This is a genomic window from Streptococcus sp. SO4, assembly GCF_030440055.1.
GTDB classification, from domain to species: domain Bacteria; phylum Bacillota; class Bacilli; order Lactobacillales; family Streptococcaceae; genus Streptococcus; species Streptococcus nidrosiense.
On the sequence record NZ_JAQFJI010000017.1, the window covers coordinates 1 to 19,711 of the forward strand.

General features: G+C 37.9%; 13 protein-coding genes. All 13 read left to right on the forward strand.

All coding sequences use genetic code 11. From position 1 onward, the window contains the following. Nucleotides 1-2,414: LPXTG cell wall anchor domain-containing protein (locus PCY08_RS09335; RefSeq protein WP_301560158.1), on the forward strand; the 2,414-nt coding region annotated here is incomplete at its 5' end. 232 nt (nt 2,415-2,646) lie between these two features. Then, nucleotides 2,647-3,525 carry a glycosyltransferase family 2 protein gene (locus PCY08_RS09340; RefSeq protein WP_301560159.1) on the forward strand — a complete coding sequence of 293 codons (879 nt, stop codon included), beginning with the start codon at nt 2,647-2,649 and terminating at the stop codon, nt 3,523-3,525. 97 nt (nt 3,526-3,622) lie between these two features. Continuing rightward, a complete protein-coding gene (locus PCY08_RS09345) occupies nt 3,623-4,870 on the forward strand; it encodes a glycosyltransferase family 8 protein (protein ID WP_301560160.1) in 1,248 nt (415 codons plus the stop codon). Further along, a complete protein-coding gene (locus PCY08_RS09350) occupies nt 4,839-6,068 on the forward strand; it encodes a glycosyltransferase (RefSeq protein WP_301560161.1) in 1,230 nt (409 codons plus the stop codon). Before PCY08_RS09345 ends, PCY08_RS09350 begins: the two co-directional genes overlap by 32 nt. After that, nucleotides 6,058-6,954, forward strand: coding sequence for a glycosyltransferase family 2 protein (locus PCY08_RS09355; protein ID WP_301560162.1), 897 nt, complete (start codon nt 6,058-6,060; stop codon nt 6,952-6,954). Before PCY08_RS09350 ends, PCY08_RS09355 begins: the two co-directional genes overlap by 11 nt. 200 nt (nt 6,955-7,154) lie before the next feature. Next, nucleotides 7,155-8,045, forward strand: a complete 891-nt coding sequence (locus PCY08_RS09360) for a glycosyltransferase family 2 protein (RefSeq protein WP_301560163.1) — start codon at nt 7,155-7,157, stop codon at nt 8,043-8,045. 109 nt (nt 8,046-8,154) lie between these two features. Then, nucleotides 8,155-11,373 carry an SP_1767 family glycosyltransferase gene (locus PCY08_RS09365; protein ID WP_301560164.1) on the forward strand — a complete coding sequence of 1,073 codons (3,219 nt, stop codon included), beginning with the start codon at nt 8,155-8,157 and terminating at the stop codon, nt 11,371-11,373. Between the two features lie 8 nt (nt 11,374-11,381). Next, on the forward strand, nt 11,382-12,389 hold the full coding sequence (locus PCY08_RS09370) for a sugar transferase (RefSeq protein WP_301560165.1): 1,008 nt from the start codon (nt 11,382-11,384) through the stop codon (nt 12,387-12,389). 128 nt (nt 12,390-12,517) lie between these two features. Next, entirely contained in the window at nt 12,518-13,747 is a 1,230-nt protein-coding gene (secY2, locus tag PCY08_RS09375; protein ID WP_301560166.1) for an accessory Sec system protein translocase subunit SecY2, read from the forward strand. A gap of 15 nt (nt 13,748-13,762) precedes the next feature. After that, entirely contained in the window at nt 13,763-15,334 is a 1,572-nt protein-coding gene (gene asp1, locus PCY08_RS09380) for an accessory Sec system protein Asp1 (RefSeq protein ID WP_301560167.1), read from the forward strand. Continuing rightward, on the forward strand, nt 15,327-16,859 hold the full coding sequence (asp2, locus tag PCY08_RS09385; protein ID WP_301560168.1) for an accessory Sec system protein Asp2: 1,533 nt from the start codon (nt 15,327-15,329) through the stop codon (nt 16,857-16,859). The genes asp1 and asp2 overlap by 8 nt, the downstream gene beginning before the upstream one ends. After that, complete coding sequence (asp3, locus tag PCY08_RS09390; protein ID WP_045763916.1) at nt 16,859-17,338, forward strand: accessory Sec system protein Asp3; 480 nt, start codon at nt 16,859-16,861, stop codon at nt 17,336-17,338. Before asp2 ends, asp3 begins: the two co-directional genes overlap by 1 nt. Beyond that, entirely contained in the window at nt 17,328-19,709 is a 2,382-nt protein-coding gene (gene secA2, locus PCY08_RS09395) for an accessory Sec system translocase SecA2 (protein ID WP_301560169.1), read from the forward strand. The genes asp3 and secA2 overlap by 11 nt, the downstream gene beginning before the upstream one ends. The last annotated feature ends 2 nt before the right edge of the window (nt 19,710-19,711 follow it).

Consider the following 19,711-nt stretch of genomic DNA (forward strand, 5'->3'; position numbering starts at 1 on the left):
CAACAAGTGCAAGTACATCCGCATCAACAAGTGCAAGCACATCGGCTAGCACGTCAGCATCAACAAGTGCAAGCACGTCAGCAAGTACGTCGGCATCAACAAGTGCAAGCACGTCAGCAAGTACATCGGCCTCAACGAGCGCAAGCACGTCAGCAAGCACATCGGCTTCAACAAGTGCAAGTACGTCAGCAAGTACATCGGCATCAACAAGCGCAAGCACATCAGCAAGTACGTCAGCCTCAACAAGTGCAAGTACATCTGCTAGCACGTCGGCCTCAACAAGTGCAAGTACCTCAGCAAGTACATCGGCTTCAACAAGCGCAAGCACCTCAGCAAGTACATCGGCTTCAACAAGCGCAAGCACTTCAGCAAGTACGTCAGCATCAACAAGTGCAAGTACATCAGCAAGCACATCTGCTTCAACGAGCGCAAGCACATCAGCAAGTACGTCAGCCTCAACAAGTGCAAGTACATCTGCTAGCACGTCGGCATCAACAAGTGCAAGTACCTCAGCAAGTACATCGGCTTCAACAAGCGCAAGCACATCAGCAAGTACATCCGCTTCAACAAGTGCAAGCACGTCAGCAAGCACGTCAGCCTCAACGAGCGCAAGCACGTCAGCAAGTACATCCGCTTCAACAAGTGCAAGCACGTCAGCAAGCACGTCAGCCTCAACGAGCGCAAGCACGTCAGCAAGTACATCGGCATCAACGAGCGCAAGCACGTCAGCAAGCACATCTGCTTCAACAAGTGCAAGTACGTCAGCAAGTACATCGGCATCAACGAGCGCAAGCACGTCAGCAAGCACATCTGCTTCAACAAGTGCAAGCACATCAGCAAGTACGTCAGCATCAACAAGCGCAAGTACGTCAGTAAGTACATCAGCTTCAACGAGCGCAAGCACATCAGCAAGTACATCCGCATCAACAAGCGCAAGCACATCAGCAAGTACGTCAGCCTCAACAAGTGCAAGCACGTCAGCAAGTACGTCAGCATCAACGAGCGCAAGTACTTCAGCAAGTACATCTGCATCAACAAGCGCAAGCACGTCAGCAAGTACGTCAGCATCAACAAGTGCAAGTACATCAGCAAGTACATCCGCTTCAACAAGTGCAAGCACGTCAGCTAGCACGTCAGCCTCAACGAGCGCAAGCACGTCAGCAAGTACATCGGCCTCAACGAGCGCAAGCACGTCAGCAAGCACATCTGCTTCAACAAGTGCAAGTACGTCAGCAAGTACATCTGCTAGCACGTCGGCATCAACAAGTGCAAGTACATCAGCAAGTACATCGGCATCAACAAGCGCAAGCACATCAGCAAGTACGTCAGCATCAACAAGTGCAAGTACATCTGCTAGCACGTCGGCATCAACGAGCGCAAGTACTTCAGCAAGTACATCGGCCTCAACAAGCGCAAGCACATCAGCAAGTACGTCAGCTTCAACGAGCGCAAGCACATCAGCAAGTACATCCGCCTCAACAAGTGCAAGCACGTCAGCAAGTACATCGGCTTCAACGAGCGCAAGTACATCCGCAAGTACATCCGCAAGTACATCCGCCTCAACAAGTGCAAGCACGTCAGCAAGTACGTCGGCCTCAACAAGTGCAAGCACATCGGCAAGTACATCAGCCTCAACAAGTGCAAGCACGTCAGCAAGTACATCAGCAAGCACGTCAGCAAGTACATCGGCTTCAACGAGCGCAAGTACATCAGCAAGTACATCAGCAAGCACATCTGCTTCAACAAGTGCAAGTACGTCAGCAAGCACATCGGCCTCAACAAGTGCAAGCACGTCAGCAAGTACATCCGCTTCAACAAGCGCAAGCACGTCAGCAAGTACATCCGCCTCAACAAGTGCAAGCACATCGGCTAGCACGTCAGCATCAACAAGTGCAAGCACGTCAGCAAGTACATCAGCGTCAACAAGTGCAAGCACGTCAGCAAGTACGTCGGCTTCAACAAGCGCAAGCACATCAGCAAGTACGTCGGCCTCAACGAGCGCAAGCACATCAGCAAGTTCATCTGTTGTTACAAGTAAGGGAATGCCAGAAAGCTTGTCACTTGATAGCTTAGATATTGATAGTATTATTACATCGGATTCAATTAGTACATCAGTATCACAATCACTATCATTGTCAACAAGCATTAGTCAATCAATGCCTCATTCTACTTCAACAAGTTCAAGTGCTTCAACATCAATGCCTCATTCGGCATCAACAAGTGCAAGTGCTTCAACATCAACGATTCATTCGACTTCAGCTAGTCAAGCTCCTCAAACTGAAACCACTAAGACACGTAAGCAATTACCAAATACTGGTGAAACTTCATCAATCTCATCTGCTCTCCTCGGAGTTGTAGCAGGTCTAACAGGATTAGGTTTGGTAGCTAAACGTCGTAAACGTGATGAAGAATAAATCTTGCTTTAGATAGCCGAAATAGACTGATTAGGTTGTCGTAAAACCTCCAAAAGTTAAAAACTTTTGGAGGTTTTTATGTTCTTCAAAAGTGAGATGCCATAGTTGCCATGCTTTGTGAAATAGCCTAAAAAATGGTATAATGTATGATGATAGTTTTTAACAATAAGAGTTTCGACTTTTAGAAAATATGCTTATGAATAAATTTTGAAACAAGGATAAAGGAGTAGAATTGGAACATCTAATTAGTGTTGTTATACCTGTGTATAATGTGGAAAATTATTTGGAAGAGTGCATTCAAAGTGTGCTAAATCAGACCTATACAAATCTGGATATAGTTCTAGTAAACGACGGTTCTACAGATGCTTCAGCGGAAATATGTGATAGATTTGCTGAATTGGATAGTCGAGTTCGTGTGTTCCACACAGAAAATAGGGGTGCGGCTCTGGCTAAAAATTTCGGTGTTACTCAAGCACTTGGGGAGTATGTCCTTTTTGTAGACTCAGATGATATCGCTGAAAAAAGAATGGTAGATACTTTGCACAGACAAGTGGAAGAGACAGGAGCAGATATCGTAATCGGTAATTATTTTATTTATGATGAGAATGATGGACAGTGTAAATTCTATGTACTAGAAAGAGATTTTTGTATTGAAGAATTATCAGCTCAAGAATTAATTAATCGTCAAGCAGGTTATTGGCATCTAAATGCTTCGGCCTTTATTATGCCTATGTTTAAGCTGTTTAAAAAAGACTTGCTCTTGCAAGTTCCGTTTACGAATGGTCGGCGTTTTGACGATGAGGCAACTATTCATAGGTTGTTTATAAAAAGTCAGAAAACAATTTTTGTAAATGATAATCTTTATATTTATCGTGTTAGACAAGGTAGTATCATGACTTCGCAATTTGATCTATCTTGGGTACAGGATATCTTGCAAGTATTTAGTTTAAAACTTGCGGATCTTGTTCTTGCTGGTATTGATACCAGTGTTATGAGAACTCGTTTTATAAATATCCTGAATGAATATAAATACTTATGTGAAACTTATAATCTCACAGATACTGATGAGTATAGAGAGATTCTGTTTAGATTAGATTTGTGTAAGAAATAGGCTTGAAAGCCAAATTGATAATAAACAAGTAAAATATGCAGAATTATGAGGGGCTAAGTCCCCTTTAAATGAGAAATGAAAGATAGAGGAGAGCAAAATGCAGGGGGATATCACTAACCCAAAAAGAGCTATCGTACTTGGAGCTGATAGCAATTATATGGATAAGGTGGAAACGACGGTAAAGTCAGTCTGTAGCCATAATAGGGATATAAGATTTTATATTTTTAACAGTGATTTTCCTACAGAGTGGTTTCAATTGATGAACAAAAGACTGTCTGTACTAAATTCGGAGATTATCAATATAAAAATCACAGATGATACGATTAGTCACTTCCATCTTCCTACTCCCCACCTTAGCTCTGCGACTTTCCTTCGATATTTTATTCCAAATTTTGTTTTTGAAAAGAAGGCCCTCTATCTTGATAGTGATATTATCGTAACATCTAGTTTGACAGCATTGTTTGATCTTGATTTGGATGGTTACCCCCTTGGAGCTGTTCCAGATATTCCTACTAGTAATGAGGAATTCAATGCAGGTGTACTACTAATTGATACGGAAATGTGGCGTAAAGAAAACATTTCCAGTCAGTTGTTTGAATTAACTATAGCTCATCATGAACATGTTTATGGAGATCAGGGCATTTTCAATATGCTGTTTAAAGATAGATGGAAACGTTTGGATCTAACCTACAATTTACAAGTAGGTCAAGATGCCCATAGACACTATTTGGGAGATTTCGGCTGGTACGGATTATTTGATGGTATTCCTAATATTATCCACTACACGACGGAAAATAAACCATGGAAGCATTTTCGCTTTAATCGTTTTCGGGAAATTTGGTGGTTTTATTATGGCTTGAATTGGAATGATATCCTCTTGGATTCTTATGTCTTGCAAGAACAATTCGAAAACTTAATTTCACCCATCTCCCAACATGTGAGTATTTTTACCAATACAGGAGACATCGAGAGTATAGGTTATTTACTTGAAAAATTACCAGATGTCCAATTTCATATTGTAGCTCCAACATATTTTTCTCCTAATGTTATCGAATTGCAACGCTATTCAAATTGTTACATTTATCCATGTGCTGATCCTAAAATGAAGCAGGACATCATAGATAAAACAGATGTTTATCTAGACATTAACTACGGACCAGCTATGGATCAAGTGCTACAGGAGATGGTACGAAAAGGAAAGACGATCTACTCATTTGATTCTACCAACCATTTTTCTAACGGAGAAAGCACGATATTTACAGTTGGTGAGGTAGATGAATTGATTCGAAAAATAGAAGAAGGTGGAGATAGGAATGCATCAAAAAGTGATTGCTCTTGGAGCTGATATTCATTACCTTGATAAGGTAGAAACCGTGATAAAGTCAGTATCGGTTCATAATCATAAAGTGAAATTTTATGTGTTTAATGACGATTTGCCTAGTGAATGGTTTTTGTTGATGAGAAATCGTCTGAAGGTTATTGGTTCTGAGATTGTCAATGTCAAAAAAACAGCTCATAATCTTCGCGATTTCCACTTGCCGAATGCAATCCTCTCCTATGCGGCTTTCTTTAGATATTTCATTGCAGATGAAGTGCTAGAAGATAGGGTTCTCTACTTAGACTCGGATACGATTGTCAATGCAAAACTAGATGACTTATTCTACTTGGATTTACAGGGATACGCTATCGCAGCTGTTCAGGATTTTGATCAGAGTGGTTGGTTAACAACCTTTAATTCAGGTGTGATGGTGATTGATGCAAAGAAATGGCGAGAAAATCGTTTGACACAAAGTCTGCTAGAGTTGACTGCCCAACACCATGAACATGTCTATGGAGACCAAGGGATTCTCAATATGCATTTCGGCGATCAGTGGCTACATTTGGATAAAGAATACAATTTCATGGTTGGTTTGGATCAATTTCTCCATTTAAGTGGGAATGGGGAATGGTATCAGTCTCACTATTACGGAAATTGTGAACCAAAGATTATCCACTATACCACAGAATTTAAACCATGGACTCATTTGACCTTGACACGTTTTCGTAAGTTATGGTGGTTTTATTATGGTTTGAACTGGAATGATGTACTGTTAGAAACAGATATCATCAGACGTTCATTTACAGAATTGGTGAAGGCTCCCTTATATCATACTTGTATTTTCACAAATAGTGCTGGTCTAGAATCCATAGAATACCTATTATCTGAATTGCCAGAAGTTCATGTTACAATATTAGCTCCAACAGATTTTGCTGAGAGTGTAGTTGATATGCAACGATTTTTGAATCTTTCAATTTATCCAAACTTTAGTCCTTTTAACAAGAAGGAGACCTTGGACAAAATTGATTTCTATCTGGATATCAATCATGGTGGGGTTGTAGGGACTATTATCGAAGAAATTCATGACAAAAACAAACCAATCTTCGCTTTCGACACTACCAGTCATGACTCAAGCGGAAGAAGTCAGATTTTTTCATCTGCTGAACCAGAGAAAATGGTAGAGGAAATTCGAAAATTTTTAGGAGAAAAACTGAATGGAAAATGAATTGATCAGTATAGTAGTTCCCATCTACAATGTTGAAAACTATCTAGGAATGTGTTTGGATAGTATTCACCATCAAACCTACGAAAATTTTGAATGCTTGTTAATCGATGATGGTTCTCCAGATAAGTCGGCAGAGATTTGTAAAGAATATGTTGCCAAAGATTCACGATTTCGTTATTTTAAAAAAGAAAATGGAGGAGTATCCTCTGCTCGTAATTTTGGAATTGCACAAGCGACTGGATCTTATATTACTTTTGTTGATTCTGATGATTGGTTGGAGTGGCATAGTCTAGAAAACTTATATGCTAAGATGCTCCAATATACTGCGGATATTGTTGTTTCTTGTTATTGTATCTATGATGAAGAAAAGGAAATGTACCTTTTCTTTACCTATGGTGAGGAGTATGATAAAACATACACTACTCAGGAATTGATAGAAAAATTACCTGTATTAGAAGGTGAAACACTCAGTTTTCAAACTCCTTGGGGAATCTTGTTTAAGAAAGAATTGTTCGAGCATATTTCTTTTCCGGAAGGAAAGCTTTGTGAAGATCTGGGGACTAATTATAAGTGTTTTATGCAGGCTAGTAAAATAGTCTATACCCATAAAAATCTTTATTGTTATCGTCTTAGAAAGACAAGTCTATCTCATGAATCATTTACAGAGAAAATAATGCGAGATGATTTAGATGCTCGTATGGAACGAATTGCTTTGGTAGCTCTAAAAGGATACGATATTAGTAACTATTTGGAACAACATAAACATTATTTAAAAACTTGGTATGGATATGCTCTCGCAGAGGGATTTTTAGATAGTCGAGAAACACATCGTTTAGAGGAACTGGACTTTCTCTTATCAATGGATGAGGTGAGATGTGATGAGTAGATTATATATCACCAGATAACTATACTATTCAACACTTTAACCGATCAAGACTGTGTTCATTTAATTAAAAATTCAAGAAAAACTAATTTGATTTTGATTCAAAAAACATTGACTATGAATGAAGCATCTTTTCATTATAGTAGTTGATGGTTGGAGATAATAGTTGAAGTGATATGACGATTGAGTAGGAGAAAAACTGAATGGAAAATGAATTGATCAGTGTTATTGTGCCCATTTTTAACGTGGAGAATTATCTTCGAGAATGTTTGGATTGTATTCACTATCAAACCTATGAAAATTTTGAATGCTTGTTAATCGATGATGGTTCTCCAGATAGGTCGGCAGAGATTTGTAAAGAATATGTTGCCAAAGATTCACGTTTTCGCTATTTTAAAAAAGAAAATGGAGGAGTATCCTCTGCTCGTAATTTTGGAATCGACATTGCAAATGGAGATTTTGTGGCTTTTGTAGATGGAGATGATATTGTAAATGAGCATCAATTAGAAATCCTTTTTAATAAATTGAAAGAATATGATGCAGATATAGCCATTGGGAGCTATCATCAATATTCTGAAAAGGACGGCTGCTTTTACATACATTTTACGGATGAAGACTATGTAGAGCAACTTTATGGACGTGATGAACTGATCATGAAGATTCCAGAATTGGAAAAAATTGATTTGTCATTTGTATCTCCTTGGGGAAAATTGTTTAAAAAGAAATTATTTAATCATGTTAGATTCCCTGAAAATAAGTTGGCAGAAGATGCATTTATCATGTATAAATTGTTTTTACAATGTGAAAAAATAATTTTTATAAAGAAAAGTCTTTACACCTATCGTAAGTACGATACTAGTCAAACAGGTTGCAAAATGTCAGAAGAAAAACTTAGTTTTGCTCCCGAAGCACGAATGGAGCGTTTAGCCATATTGGCTGCTTTAGGGTATGATATTAGTGAGCATGCCCGTTGGTATTTGGAAGGATTGAAATTTTCATTATACGAAGCAGGAGAAAATGATTTGGAATCTACGGAAACTGCCCGACGTATTAGGGAAAATGTATATTTTCTTGAACATTATTCAATTAAATAAGGTGATAAAGTAGTTGTCAGAAATCTAGTGTGGAAAAATGTTAGAAACTATTTGTTAATAAATTTCGTAAAAAGCATGCTTATACTGGGAAACTCATAAAAGGATTTATATGAAAGCAATTGTTCTTGCTGGAGATAAGAATTATCTTACTCCAATGCTTACGACGATAAAGTCTATTTTGTATTATAATCAACAGGTTAAAATTTATATTCTGCATCAGAATATTCCTAGTGATTGGTTCCATGAACTTAAAATTCAAGTGGAGAAGTTAGGAAGTATTGTAGAGGATGTTTATATTGGTGATACGATTGATTCTGAGTGGAAAACTCGTGCGCACATTTCACCGATAGCTTATGCTCGATACTTAATTCCACGCTTGATTGCAGAAGAGAGAGTAGTCTATTTAGATAGTGATATCATTGTCCATGGAGATTTGAGTCCACTATTTGAGTTAGATTTAGGTGACTACTCTTTAGCAGCAGTGAGAGATGCGGATGGAAACGGTTTTAACTCTGGGATGTTGGTTATTGATAGCCCAAAGTGGAGGGCGAAGGATATTACTACTATGCTGTTTGATAAGACAGTAGAGTATATGTCAGGTATTGAACAAGCTACTCCTGAAGGCTTTAATGGAGATCAGACGATCTTTAATTTGGTTTTTCAACATCGTTGGTTGGAGTTGGATAAAAGTTTCAATCTTCAAGTAGGCCATGATTTGGTTGCTTTTTATAGTCACTGGGATTCACATTTTGAATTGGATAAAGAACCACTTATTATCCATTACACAACTCATCAAAAACCATGGAAAACGTTAATTGGTTATCGTTACTGGGATTTATGGTGGGCTTTTCGAGATATTAGTTATGATCAGATTGCTGCCCATTATGTAGGACGTTTTACCATTAAAAGAGTTTATGAACGCCACGATACTAATCTGTTTATATTTACAGATAGTCAAGATTTACTCTATATGGAGGAATTGGTTCAGTCACTTCCAGAGGTTGCTTTCCATATTGGTACCTATACAGATATGGGGGATATTCTTCTGTCTTTTGATCAGTATCCAAATGTTTATTTGTACCCCAATATGGTAGGAGTGGTGATTGATGAGATGATTGAGAAGTCAGATGCTTATTTGGATATTCATAAGGGAAGTCCGATGGAATTTATTGTCAATCGCTATATCAGTGCAGGAAAACCAGTATTGACTTTTGATGTGACCAATAAAAATCAGTTAAAGAGAACAGTGGTTCCTTCTCAATCTCCTCTGGAAATGATAGAAGCCATAAAAGAGTTACAGAGAAAAAAAGTTGAAAAAAAAGCAATTGCATTAGCCGCTAATTATCAATCTGCTGATCAGGTGCTAACGACAATCAAATCAATCTGTTGTCATAATCGAGGGCTTCGATTTTATCTGATGAACAGCGATTTTCCGACAGAATGGTTTTATAATCTTAATCGTAAATTAAAGAAGTTAGACTGTGAAATCGTCAATGCCCGTGTTAATAGCTCCCATCTCAACCAATGTGTGACAAATGTTCATAAAGAAGCATTTTTACCTTGTTTTATTTCGGATTTTGTTGAGGAGGATAAGGTCCTATACCTGGACTGTGATTTGGTTGTCACAAGAGACATAAGCCCTCTGTTTGCTGTCGAACTGGGAGACTATCCCTTGGGTGCTGTTAAAGATTTGGGTGGACAAATTTATTTTGGTCAACATATTTTTAATTCAGGCGTGATGCTAATCAATAATCGTCTTTGGAAACAAGAAGAAATACGCAAGCAGCTAATTGAAATGACCAATGAGTTGCATGACAAGGTTGCTCAAGATGTTCAAAGTATCTTGAATATCTTATTTAAAGACCATTGGTTGGCTTTAGACTTTAAATATAATTGTAGTACCTTGCACATGCACTTTTCAGATTATCGACCAGAACCTGGGACTTATCCACCGATTATTCATTATTTGACAGAGAGAAAACCATGGGGATTGTATGAACGCTCCATTTATCGAAATGTTTGGTGGTATTACAATGCCCAAGATTGGTCGGACATGAACGAGGTAACTCCTTATTTGACACAAGAACAGGTGAATCACTACACAGGGATTCAACATTCAGCACTAGTCTATACCTTCTCAAGTGACTTGAGAAATATGGGATACTTGATTGAAAATCTACCAGAGGTCAAGTTTTATGTAGCTGCCCCAGTCATGGTGGCTGATAGTATTACAGCTTTACTAGCCTACCCAAATGTCTCTGTCTTATCGGATATAGCAGGGCAGCCAGCTTTGATTGATAGTTTAGTTGAAGGCTGTGACTTCTTACTGGATATTAATGCTGATATCGAAGTTGACGGGATCATTAGGCGCTTCCAAGAATCTGGAAAACCAGTATTTGCTTTTGAGAGTGTAGCCCATGGTGAACAAGGTCAGTTCCTTTATGACCAAGCGCATCCGGAAGAGATGGCCCTAGCTATTGAAGCCTACTGTCAAAATGGAGAGCTACCTGTAAAAAAGCTTCAATCCTATCCAAAGGTACTGGATATCCAGCAGAGTCTTGATTATATACTAGAACACCATTCTTCTGTTATTCGCTATGGGGATGGAGAAATGGATATCATGATGGGACACGGGATTCCTTATCAAGACTACGATGTGACACTGGCAGAACAGCTTAGAAATATGATTCAACTAGAAAGTTCACCAGAATTGCTGGTTTGTCTTTCAGATGTTTTTGAAGGATTAGAACGCTATAACCCCGAAGCTGTCAACTTTTGGCAAAAGCATTTGGAGCAATATAAAGAAGCTTATCATAGATTTTGTACAGCAAGCTTTTATGGTTCGACTTTTATATCTCGTCCTTATATGGATCTTAAAGATAAGTCTGCTTCGGTTACTCACTTTGAAAAATTAAAGAAACTTTGGGACAAACGAGATATTTTGATCGTCGAAGGTGAAAACTCACGTTCAGGAGTTGGGAACGATCTTTTTGACAATGCTCATTCGGTTGAGCGTATTATCTGCCCTTCTAGAAATGCCTACAGTAAAGTTCAGTCAATTCAAGAAGCGATAGAGAAGCATGCCAATGGGAAATTAGTATTCTTGATGCTTGGTCCTACAGCCAAGGTTTTAGCTTATCATTTAAGCAAAAAAGGTATACAAGCGATTGATTTAGGTCATATTGATTCCGAATATGAGTGGTTTAAGATGGGAGCAACTTCAAAAGTAAAATTCTCACACAAGCATACCGCAGAGCATAATTTTGATCAAGAAATTCAGCTAGTTGAGGATGAAATTTATAATAAGCAAGTTGTCGTAAGGATTTAAATAGGATTATGAAGATAAATATTACAAATATTTACGGTATGTCTGGTCAGAGTACAGCTTTGATCGCCCAGAATGAAACCGTTAAAATTGCAAGAAAGTTAGACTTTCACGAGCTTGGCTTTTACTTTTACGATATTTATAGTGACAGTCAAGGTGAGTTGAATAGCCGTTTAGATGGTGTCATGGCTCGAGTGGGTTACAGTGATATTGTCGTTTATCAATCTCCATCATGGAATGGTAGGGAGTACGATCAAAATTTTATTAGAAAATGTAAGATTTTAAATACGAAAATTATTACCTTCATTCATGATGTTCCACCCCTTATGTTCCCATCAAATTATTACTTGATGCCTGAGTACATTGAAATGTACAACCAATCGGATCTAGTAGTTGTTCCATCAGAACAAATGAAGGAACGGCTCATTCAGGAAGGATTGACAGTTCAAAAAATCATTATCCAAGGCATGTGGGACCATGTTCATGACTATCCTTTGAGACAACCTGCTTTTCAGAAAAAACTATCTTTTGCGGGTAGTGTGGAGCGTTTTGAGCACTTATCCAACTGGGCTTACTCAACCCCTCTCGATATTTTCTCAGGATCTAATCAAGAGAATCGTAACCCAAGAGTTTCCTTTAAAGGTTGGAAAACTGATCCAGAGTTGCTTCTTGCTTTGTCAGAGGGAGGATTTGGTTTAGTATGGGGAACTAGCGAAAATCCAGCGGATGAGGCAGACTACTATCGCTTGAATATCTCTCATAAAGTTAGCACCTATCTTGCTGCTGGAATTCCAGTAGTAGTGCCATCCTATCTCTCAAATGCCAGTTTCATAAGGGAAAAAGGCTTAGGTTATGTAGTGAATAGTTTGGAAGAGGCCAATCGTCTAGTAGAGGAAACAACAGCAGAAGCTTATCAATACATGGTTGAAAATGTATATAAAGTTAGTTATGCCTTGAAACAAGGCTACTTTACAAAAAAACTATTGATTGATGCAGTGATGCAAGTTTTGGATATCTAGAGCATGATAGTTATGGAATGCCCTCATCCATTAGGATGAGGGAATACCATTATTGGCAAAAGATTTATTTATAGATTTAGCCATTTTTATTAGAATATTTCATTGGTTAAATAAAGTAGGAGAAAAATTTGAAGAAAAAATTGACATCGGTCGTCGTTAAAAGAGTCATGTGGACGATTTCCTTCTTATTTATTTACGTTTTAGGAAGTAGATTGACCCTTCCCTTTGTAAACGTAAATGATACGAATTTTTTGGGTGGAACTACAGCTTTCTTAGCCTTTTCAACTGCTATAACAGGTGGTAATCTTCGGAGTCTTTCCCTATTTTCAGTTGGACTGTCTCCATGGATGTCGGCTATGATTTTGTGGCAAATGTTTAGCATGTCTAAAAAACTTGGATTGGGGAGTTTACCAATTGAAGTTCAAGATCGAAGAAAAATGATCTTAACTTTTGTCATAGCTTTGATCCAGTCGTTAGCCATTACCCTAAATCTCCCAATTCAGTCAGGGGTGAATTATGGGTTAGTATTGACTTTGAACGTTTTACTCTTAATTTCAGGAACTTTTTTCTTAGTCTGGTTATCGGATCTGAATTCTTTGTTTGGTGTAGGGGGCTCTCTAGTTATCTTGATGTCTAGTATGGTAGCTAGTATGCCACAAAATATACTCAATAGCATTAAAGAATTACAGGTTGGACCTTTATTTGTTGGACTATTGCTTATACTTTCTCTTACTTTTTTATATATTTCTGTCATCATGCAAAGGGCACGCTACCGTATTTTAGTGAATAAGATTACGATTCACAATCGTTTTAAACGCTATTCTTATTTGGATATTCAGCTAAATCCTGCAGGGGGAATGCCTTTTATGTACGCCATGTCCTTGGTATCTATTCCGCAGTATTTTCTAATGTTACTCCAAATTATTTTTCCAAATGCTTCCTGGATACAGGATTGGATAGGCCAATTTGCAATTGGACGACCGGTCTGGCTGTATACATATATTGTGGTACTGTTTATATTGGGACTTGCTTTCTCTTTTATTAATATGAATGGAGAAGAAATTGCTGAGAAGATGAAAAAATCTGGGGAGTATATCTATAATATATATCCAGGAGAAGAAACAAGCCGGTATATCAATTGGTTGATCTTGCGTTTTGCAGTTATTGGCTCTACTTATACTGTTTTGATGGCAGGATTGCCGATGTTGATTGTATTATATGATCCGCGCTATATGCAACTAACGATGCTTCCAGGTTTATTCTTTATTTTTAATGGAATGGTGTTTAATATCAAGGAAGAAATTGATGCCTTGACATTAAATGAGAACTATAGACCACTCTTAGAAATCGATTCATAATTGTGAGGAGAATATATGTATTATTTCATCCCTTTTTTAGAAAATAACAATCAATCTTGGCAGGCAAGTATTGTACCTTGGTATAGGACTCCTTATCGCTTAGAATTTGATGATGTGTTGCACCAAATTCGAATTTTTAAACGCCAAGAACTAGAATCTAAGATACTATGGTTGACTTATCATCCTCATCTGCGTTACTTACTACATAGACAAGATTTATTGGAGTCGGAAGTTTTTTCTGTTTTTGATGCTATACAAAATATTGAAAATGAGGAGATGCATCCTTTACAATTAAAGGATTTAGCGTGGGATGAAGATTGTGACTTTATCTATACTCCCTTTGTAATTGCAGTTAAACAGCAAGGGGCACTTTATGCTGAAATTGAATATGGTTCAGAAGGATTTATCAGCTATATCACGTATTTTAAAGATAACCAAGTTGATTTTATTTGCTATTTTGATGACCGTGGTTTTTTGTCTAGTATTCTAGAGTATAGGGATCAAAGACCAGCTACTCGTTATTATTACAACGCCAAAGGTCAGTGGCAATTAAGGGAAAATTTGCAAGGAGAACAGCCGATTGTAAAGGTAAATCCAGCAGTAGGCTACCGTTTTGGGAAATTAACTTATGATAGTATAGATGAAGTTATCTGGGAATTCTTAACAAAATTTTTAAATCGAGATTATGAGGTTGGAGATTCATTTGTTTTGGCAGCTAACACCAAGTTTCAAAATCAATTGTTAGAAAGATTGCCAGAAGAGGCTCCTAAAATTATAAGTTTCTTTATTGAAAGAAATCAAGCAGATAATTTACAAGATCATCGTCAGGTAGTGGAGAAGTCCAGATTTTTGATTAGTGATCGGAAAGATTTTCTTGAGCGATTACAAGAGACTTATCCCCAATTTACTTCAAAAATGCATCATTTACCTTCTTTTGATACGCGTTTGAAATTAGGAGTTAGTCAACGATTAAAGGAATCAAAAATTTATGTCCAATTAGATGTACAGATGCAACAAGATCCAAAAGTTTTGTATGAAATCTTACATTTTGTCTCGAAAAATCCTTTGACGGAGGTTGTTTTTTCATTATTCAATGCAGAAGGTTATCAAATTGAAGCTTTGCAAAATCAACTCGATTCGCTGATTATGGAACGTCTTAACCCAAGGGATCTATTAAAAGATTCTGTGCTATCTGATGCAGAAAATACACTAGAGGAAAATACTAGAGACGATTATCGTTTTAAGATTATCAATCTAAATGATGAGATGGGTTTGATTCGAGAGTTAGAGTACACTCGTTTAATTGTTGATTTAAATCCAGTCGCTAATATTTACACTCAGATTGCAGGGATTAGTGCAGGAATTCCTCAAATCAATTTTTCCGAGTCAGAATATGTTACCCATTTACAAAATGGTTATATCTTATCGGATTTATCAGAGTTTAGTAAAGCGGGACACTACTTTTTAGATACCTTGGAATATTGGAATCAAGCCTTAATTTACTCAATTGATAAGATTCGACAAAATACAGGTGATCAATTTATAGATAAGTGGGAAAAATGGTTAGAGGAGGCAAATAGTGAGTAATAAATTACAGATTTTGCAGATAGGAACTAAAAATTGGAGCCATGACTATGAACTTCCTGAGAATATGGACTGGCATTTCTTTTGGCCAGGATCAACGACTGCCATAAGGAAGGTCATGAAAATGGAAGGATTAAAGACTTTTTCAGCTGTTTTAGTTGAAAATCCTGAGCATCTATCTGATTTGCTTCCTTTGATGAGAATGGTGACTCCTTATACTATTTTCTATCCCGATACAGCTGAACCTCAATCAGAAGATGTTCAAGATTTTTTGAAAAAAACTTGTGCTCAAGCAACAGATTTTTCAAATCCAGCAGAACTTTTACGACTTTTATCTAAGGCCTTGTTTAGAGGTCAGTATGGGGATAAGTTAGTTGCGATTGATATGATTGTCAATCCTGCTTTTACGGGGCAGGTTCGTTATAATGGTTATGAAAATTTAGAACTATTAGGGAAGTACGGTGACGACTTCCGCCCCTTAATCAGCTGGAAGTATAATATCCGAGCTAGTGATTTCAATCCAGTTGAGCTCTGGCTAGAATATGAGAAGGATTTAACTTGTGACATTCGCCTCATTGTTAGAAATATTCAAGATGGATCTACTGCTAATTTTGTCAAAGAACGAGTTTTCACAGTTGAAGATATGAAGTCTGCCCTAGTACTGGATGATGATTTTTCTTCATTTATCAGCGTTTCTTTAGAAGCTAGAGGTGCAGGACGTCTGAAAATAGGAGCTCTTCACCAGCGTTTAACGCGCTACCAATTTGGTAAGTATGTTCTTGGTGGTGGCATTATTCATAATGACAAGCGTGAGGAAATCAATTACTTCTTCTATCCAGGAGACTTTAAGCCACCTTTAAATATCTATTTCTCTGGTTATCGTCGAGCAGAAGGGTTTGAAGGTTTCGGTATTATGAAATATTTGGGAGCCCCTTTTATCTTATTTTCTGATCCTCGGATAGATGGTGGAGCCTTCTATTTAGGTGATGAATATCTTGAAAATGGGATTCGAAATGTTATTCAAGAATATTTAGATTTGTTAGGATTTTCAAATAAGGAATTAATCCTTTCAGGGATGTCTATGGGGACCTATGGTTCTATGTATTATAGCTCTTTTTTTGAACCTCGAGCAGTTATAGTTGCTAAACCCTTAACCAATCTTGGCTTGATAGCTGAAAGAGGTAGACTCGAAGCACCTGGACTTTTCCCGACTGCTTTTGATATCTTACGTCATCATTCTAAGGGGGATGCTAGCATAGATGCCATGAGAGCACTGGATGACCGCTTTTGGACTGCCTTTAAAAAAGCAGATTTTAGCCGAACAATTTTTGGACTCTCATATATGAAAGAGGAAGATTATGATCCACGCGCTTTTGAGGGATTAGTAGAGGCCCTTTATCATTCGGGGGCTCACATCATGGTAAAAGGTACTTCGGGTCGCCATAACGATGATAGTGCTACAAGTACAACATGGTTTATGAATTTTTATAAGATAGTATTAGAGCAAAATTTTGGGAGAAAGTTTTAATGATTATCAAACGGAATAAAGAAATTTATTGGGGAGAATTTAGAGGGGCCAGCTTAGGAGTTTTAGCAGAGAATAGCTTTTTATATGGGTCAGTCGTTATCTACCATTCACGTGATCATGTTTATTTTGAAAATAGTATGGTGAATTCTGGTACTATGATTCATGAGTGGACCTCAAGTTTTAATTTTCAGGGAAATCGCTTAACCCCAACCTTACCACTTTTAAAAAAGGGCCATCGTTACCGTTTGGTTAGTCAGATGACTGTTCAACCTCAAAATGGTTTATATTTTAGACTCATTTTTATGGATCGTTATGATAAGCAGGTCGATCAAGTGATTGAAAAAGATTTTGATTTCACCTTTACCTATCCAGAAGAGGCCTATCATTACAAAGTACAGCTGTTGAGCGCAGGTCTTCAATCAGTTGACTTTCATTCATTTTCAATAGAAGAGGATTATTCTAAACAAGATGTGGAATAACAATAGACAATTGAGCAAGGTGAAAAAAATCTTGCATCAAATCAATCTAAAAAAAGAAGAGATGGCCTCGCTAACAGATGATGAATTAGCAGGTAAAACACAAGAATTTAAAGAGAGATTAACTGCTGGAGAAAGCTTAGATGATATTCTAGTAGAGGCTTTTGCGGTTGTCAGAGAGGCTGATAAGCGAATCTTGGGGATGTTCCCCTATGATGTACAAGTCATGGGTGGGATTGTCATCCACCAAGGGAATGTAGCTGAAATGAATACAGGTGAGGGTAAAACTCTGACTGCTACGATGCCGGTTTACCTCAATGCTTTGTCAGGGCAAGGTGTCATGCTAGTGACTACTAACGACTATCTTGCTAAGCGTGATGCAGAAGAAATGGGACAAGTCTACGAATTCCTAGGATTGACGATTCGGATTCCTTTTCCTGAAGAAGATGATGATGAAGAGTTAACACCAGAGGATAAGCGGGAAGTTTATAGTGCAGATGTGGTTTATACTACCAACAGTGGTCTTGGTTTTGACTATTTGCTTGATAATCTAGCTTCTAGTGAGGATAAAAAATATATGCCCGAATTTAACTTTGTCATCATAGATGAAGTTGATGCAGTCTTGCTAGATAGCGCTCAAATACCACTTGTTATTTCAGGCTCACCTAGAGTACAGTCTAATTTCTATGAAATTATTGATACCTTGATGACAACTCTAGTTGAGGGCCAAGACTATATCTTTAAAGAAGAGAAAAAAGAAGTATGGCTCACTACTAAGGGCGCTAAAACTACGGAGAGCTTTTTAGGTATTGATAATCTCTATTCCGAAGAGCATAGCGTACTAGCAAGACACTTAATCTTTGCTCTACGAGCTCATACCTTATTTAAAAGGGATAAAGACTATATTATTCGTAAGGGCGAGAAAGACGAAGAACTTGTATTGCTAGATCAAGGTACGGGACGTTTATTAGAAATGACCAAATTACAGGGTGGGTTACACCAAGCCATTGAGGCAAAAGAGCATGTTTCTTTGTCTGAAGAAACTCGGGCAATGGCTTCGATTACCTACCAAAGCTTATTTAAGAAGTTTAAAAAAATTTCTGGGATGACTGGAACAGGAAAGGTTGCAGAGAAAGAGTTTTTAGAAACTTATGGGATGTCAGTCATTCGAATTCCTACAAATCGTCCGAATCAGAGAATTGATTATCCAGATAATCTCTATGTTACCCTACCTGAAAAAGTGTATGCCTCACTTGCTGAGATTAAATATTATCATGAAAAGGGTAATCCTTTATTGATTTTTGTTGGATCCGTAGAAATGTCTGAACTCTACTCCTCCCTATTGTTACGGGAAGGAATTGCTCATAACGTTTTAAATGCCCATAATGCGGCGCGTGAAGCTCAGATGATTGCAGAGTCTGGTCGCATGGGAGCGGTGACAGTTGCGACATCTATGGCTGGTCGTGGAACCGATATTAAGCTTGGTCCAGGAGTTGCTGAGCTTGGTGGATTAGTTGTCATTGGTACAGAACGGATGAATAGTAAACGTATTGACTTACAGATTAGAGGACGTTCTGGTCGGCAGGGAGATCCTGGTTTATCAAAATTTTTTGTCTCACTAGAAGACGATGTTATCAAGAAGTTTGGTCCTCCTTGGGTGCATAAGATGTATAAGGATTATACAGTAAACCAACAGATAAGTCCTGAACCCCTAGAAGGAAGACGCTATCGAAAATTAGTAGAAAAAGCGCAGAAAGCAAGCGATAGCGCTGCTAGATCATCAAGGAGTCAAACTTTAGAGTATGCTGAGAGCATGAATATCCAAAGAGAGATGGTCTATAGTCAAAGAAACCGCTTGATTGATGGAACTGAGGATCTAGATGGTTTTGTGGTAGATGTACTAGATGAGTTCGTAAGAAAAAGCTTGTCAGAAGAATCCTTTGAAAGTAGAGAAGAACTGTATCATTTTATCGTTAAAAATATCAGTTTTCTTTACCATGCAGTTCCGCGAGAGTTAGATATGACGGATAAGGATGCGATTAAGCTAGTTCTGGAGACAACAGTTCAAAAGAGTCTACAAGAGAAACGAACACTTCTAGAAACACTTGATCTCTTTTCTCATTTTCAGCGTTTAGCATTGCTAAAAGCAATAGATGATAACTGGGTAGAACAGGTGGACTACCTGCAACAATTGAGTCTAGCGATTGGTGGTCAATCAGCTGCTCAAAAGAATCCTATCGTTGAGTATTATCAAGAAGCTTACAATGGCTTTGAAGAGATGAAAAAGCAGGTCAAGAAGGATATGGTTCGAAATCTTCTATTGAGTCGAGTAGACATTTCGCCTGATGGGGAAATTATGACTTATTTTCCATAAAA

Excerpts from the sequence above, each read along its gene's own strand:
- PCY08_RS09345 (WP_301560160.1), top strand. The coding sequence starts at position 3,623 with ATGCAGGGGGATATCACTAACCCAAAAAGAGCTATCGTACTTGGAGCT.
- PCY08_RS09350 (WP_301560161.1), top strand. The coding sequence starts at position 4,839 with ATGCATCAAAAAGTGATTGCTCTTGGAGCTGATATTCATTACCTTGAT.
- PCY08_RS09355 (WP_301560162.1), top strand. The coding sequence starts at position 6,058 with ATGGAAAATGAATTGATCAGTATAGTAGTTCCCATCTACAATGTTGAA.
- PCY08_RS09360 (WP_301560163.1), top strand. The coding sequence starts at position 7,155 with ATGGAAAATGAATTGATCAGTGTTATTGTGCCCATTTTTAACGTGGAG.
- PCY08_RS09365 (WP_301560164.1), top strand. The coding sequence starts at position 8,155 with ATGAAAGCAATTGTTCTTGCTGGAGATAAGAATTATCTTACTCCAATG.
- PCY08_RS09370 (WP_301560165.1), top strand. The coding sequence starts at position 11,382 with ATGAAGATAAATATTACAAATATTTACGGTATGTCTGGTCAGAGTACA.
- asp1 (WP_301560167.1), top strand. The coding sequence starts at position 13,763 with ATGTATTATTTCATCCCTTTTTTAGAAAATAACAATCAATCTTGGCAG.
- asp3 (WP_045763916.1), top strand. The coding sequence starts at position 16,859 with ATGATTATCAAACGGAATAAAGAAATTTATTGGGGAGAATTTAGAGGG.
- secA2 (WP_301560169.1), top strand. The coding sequence starts at position 17,328 with ATGTGGAATAACAATAGACAATTGAGCAAGGTGAAAAAAATCTTGCAT.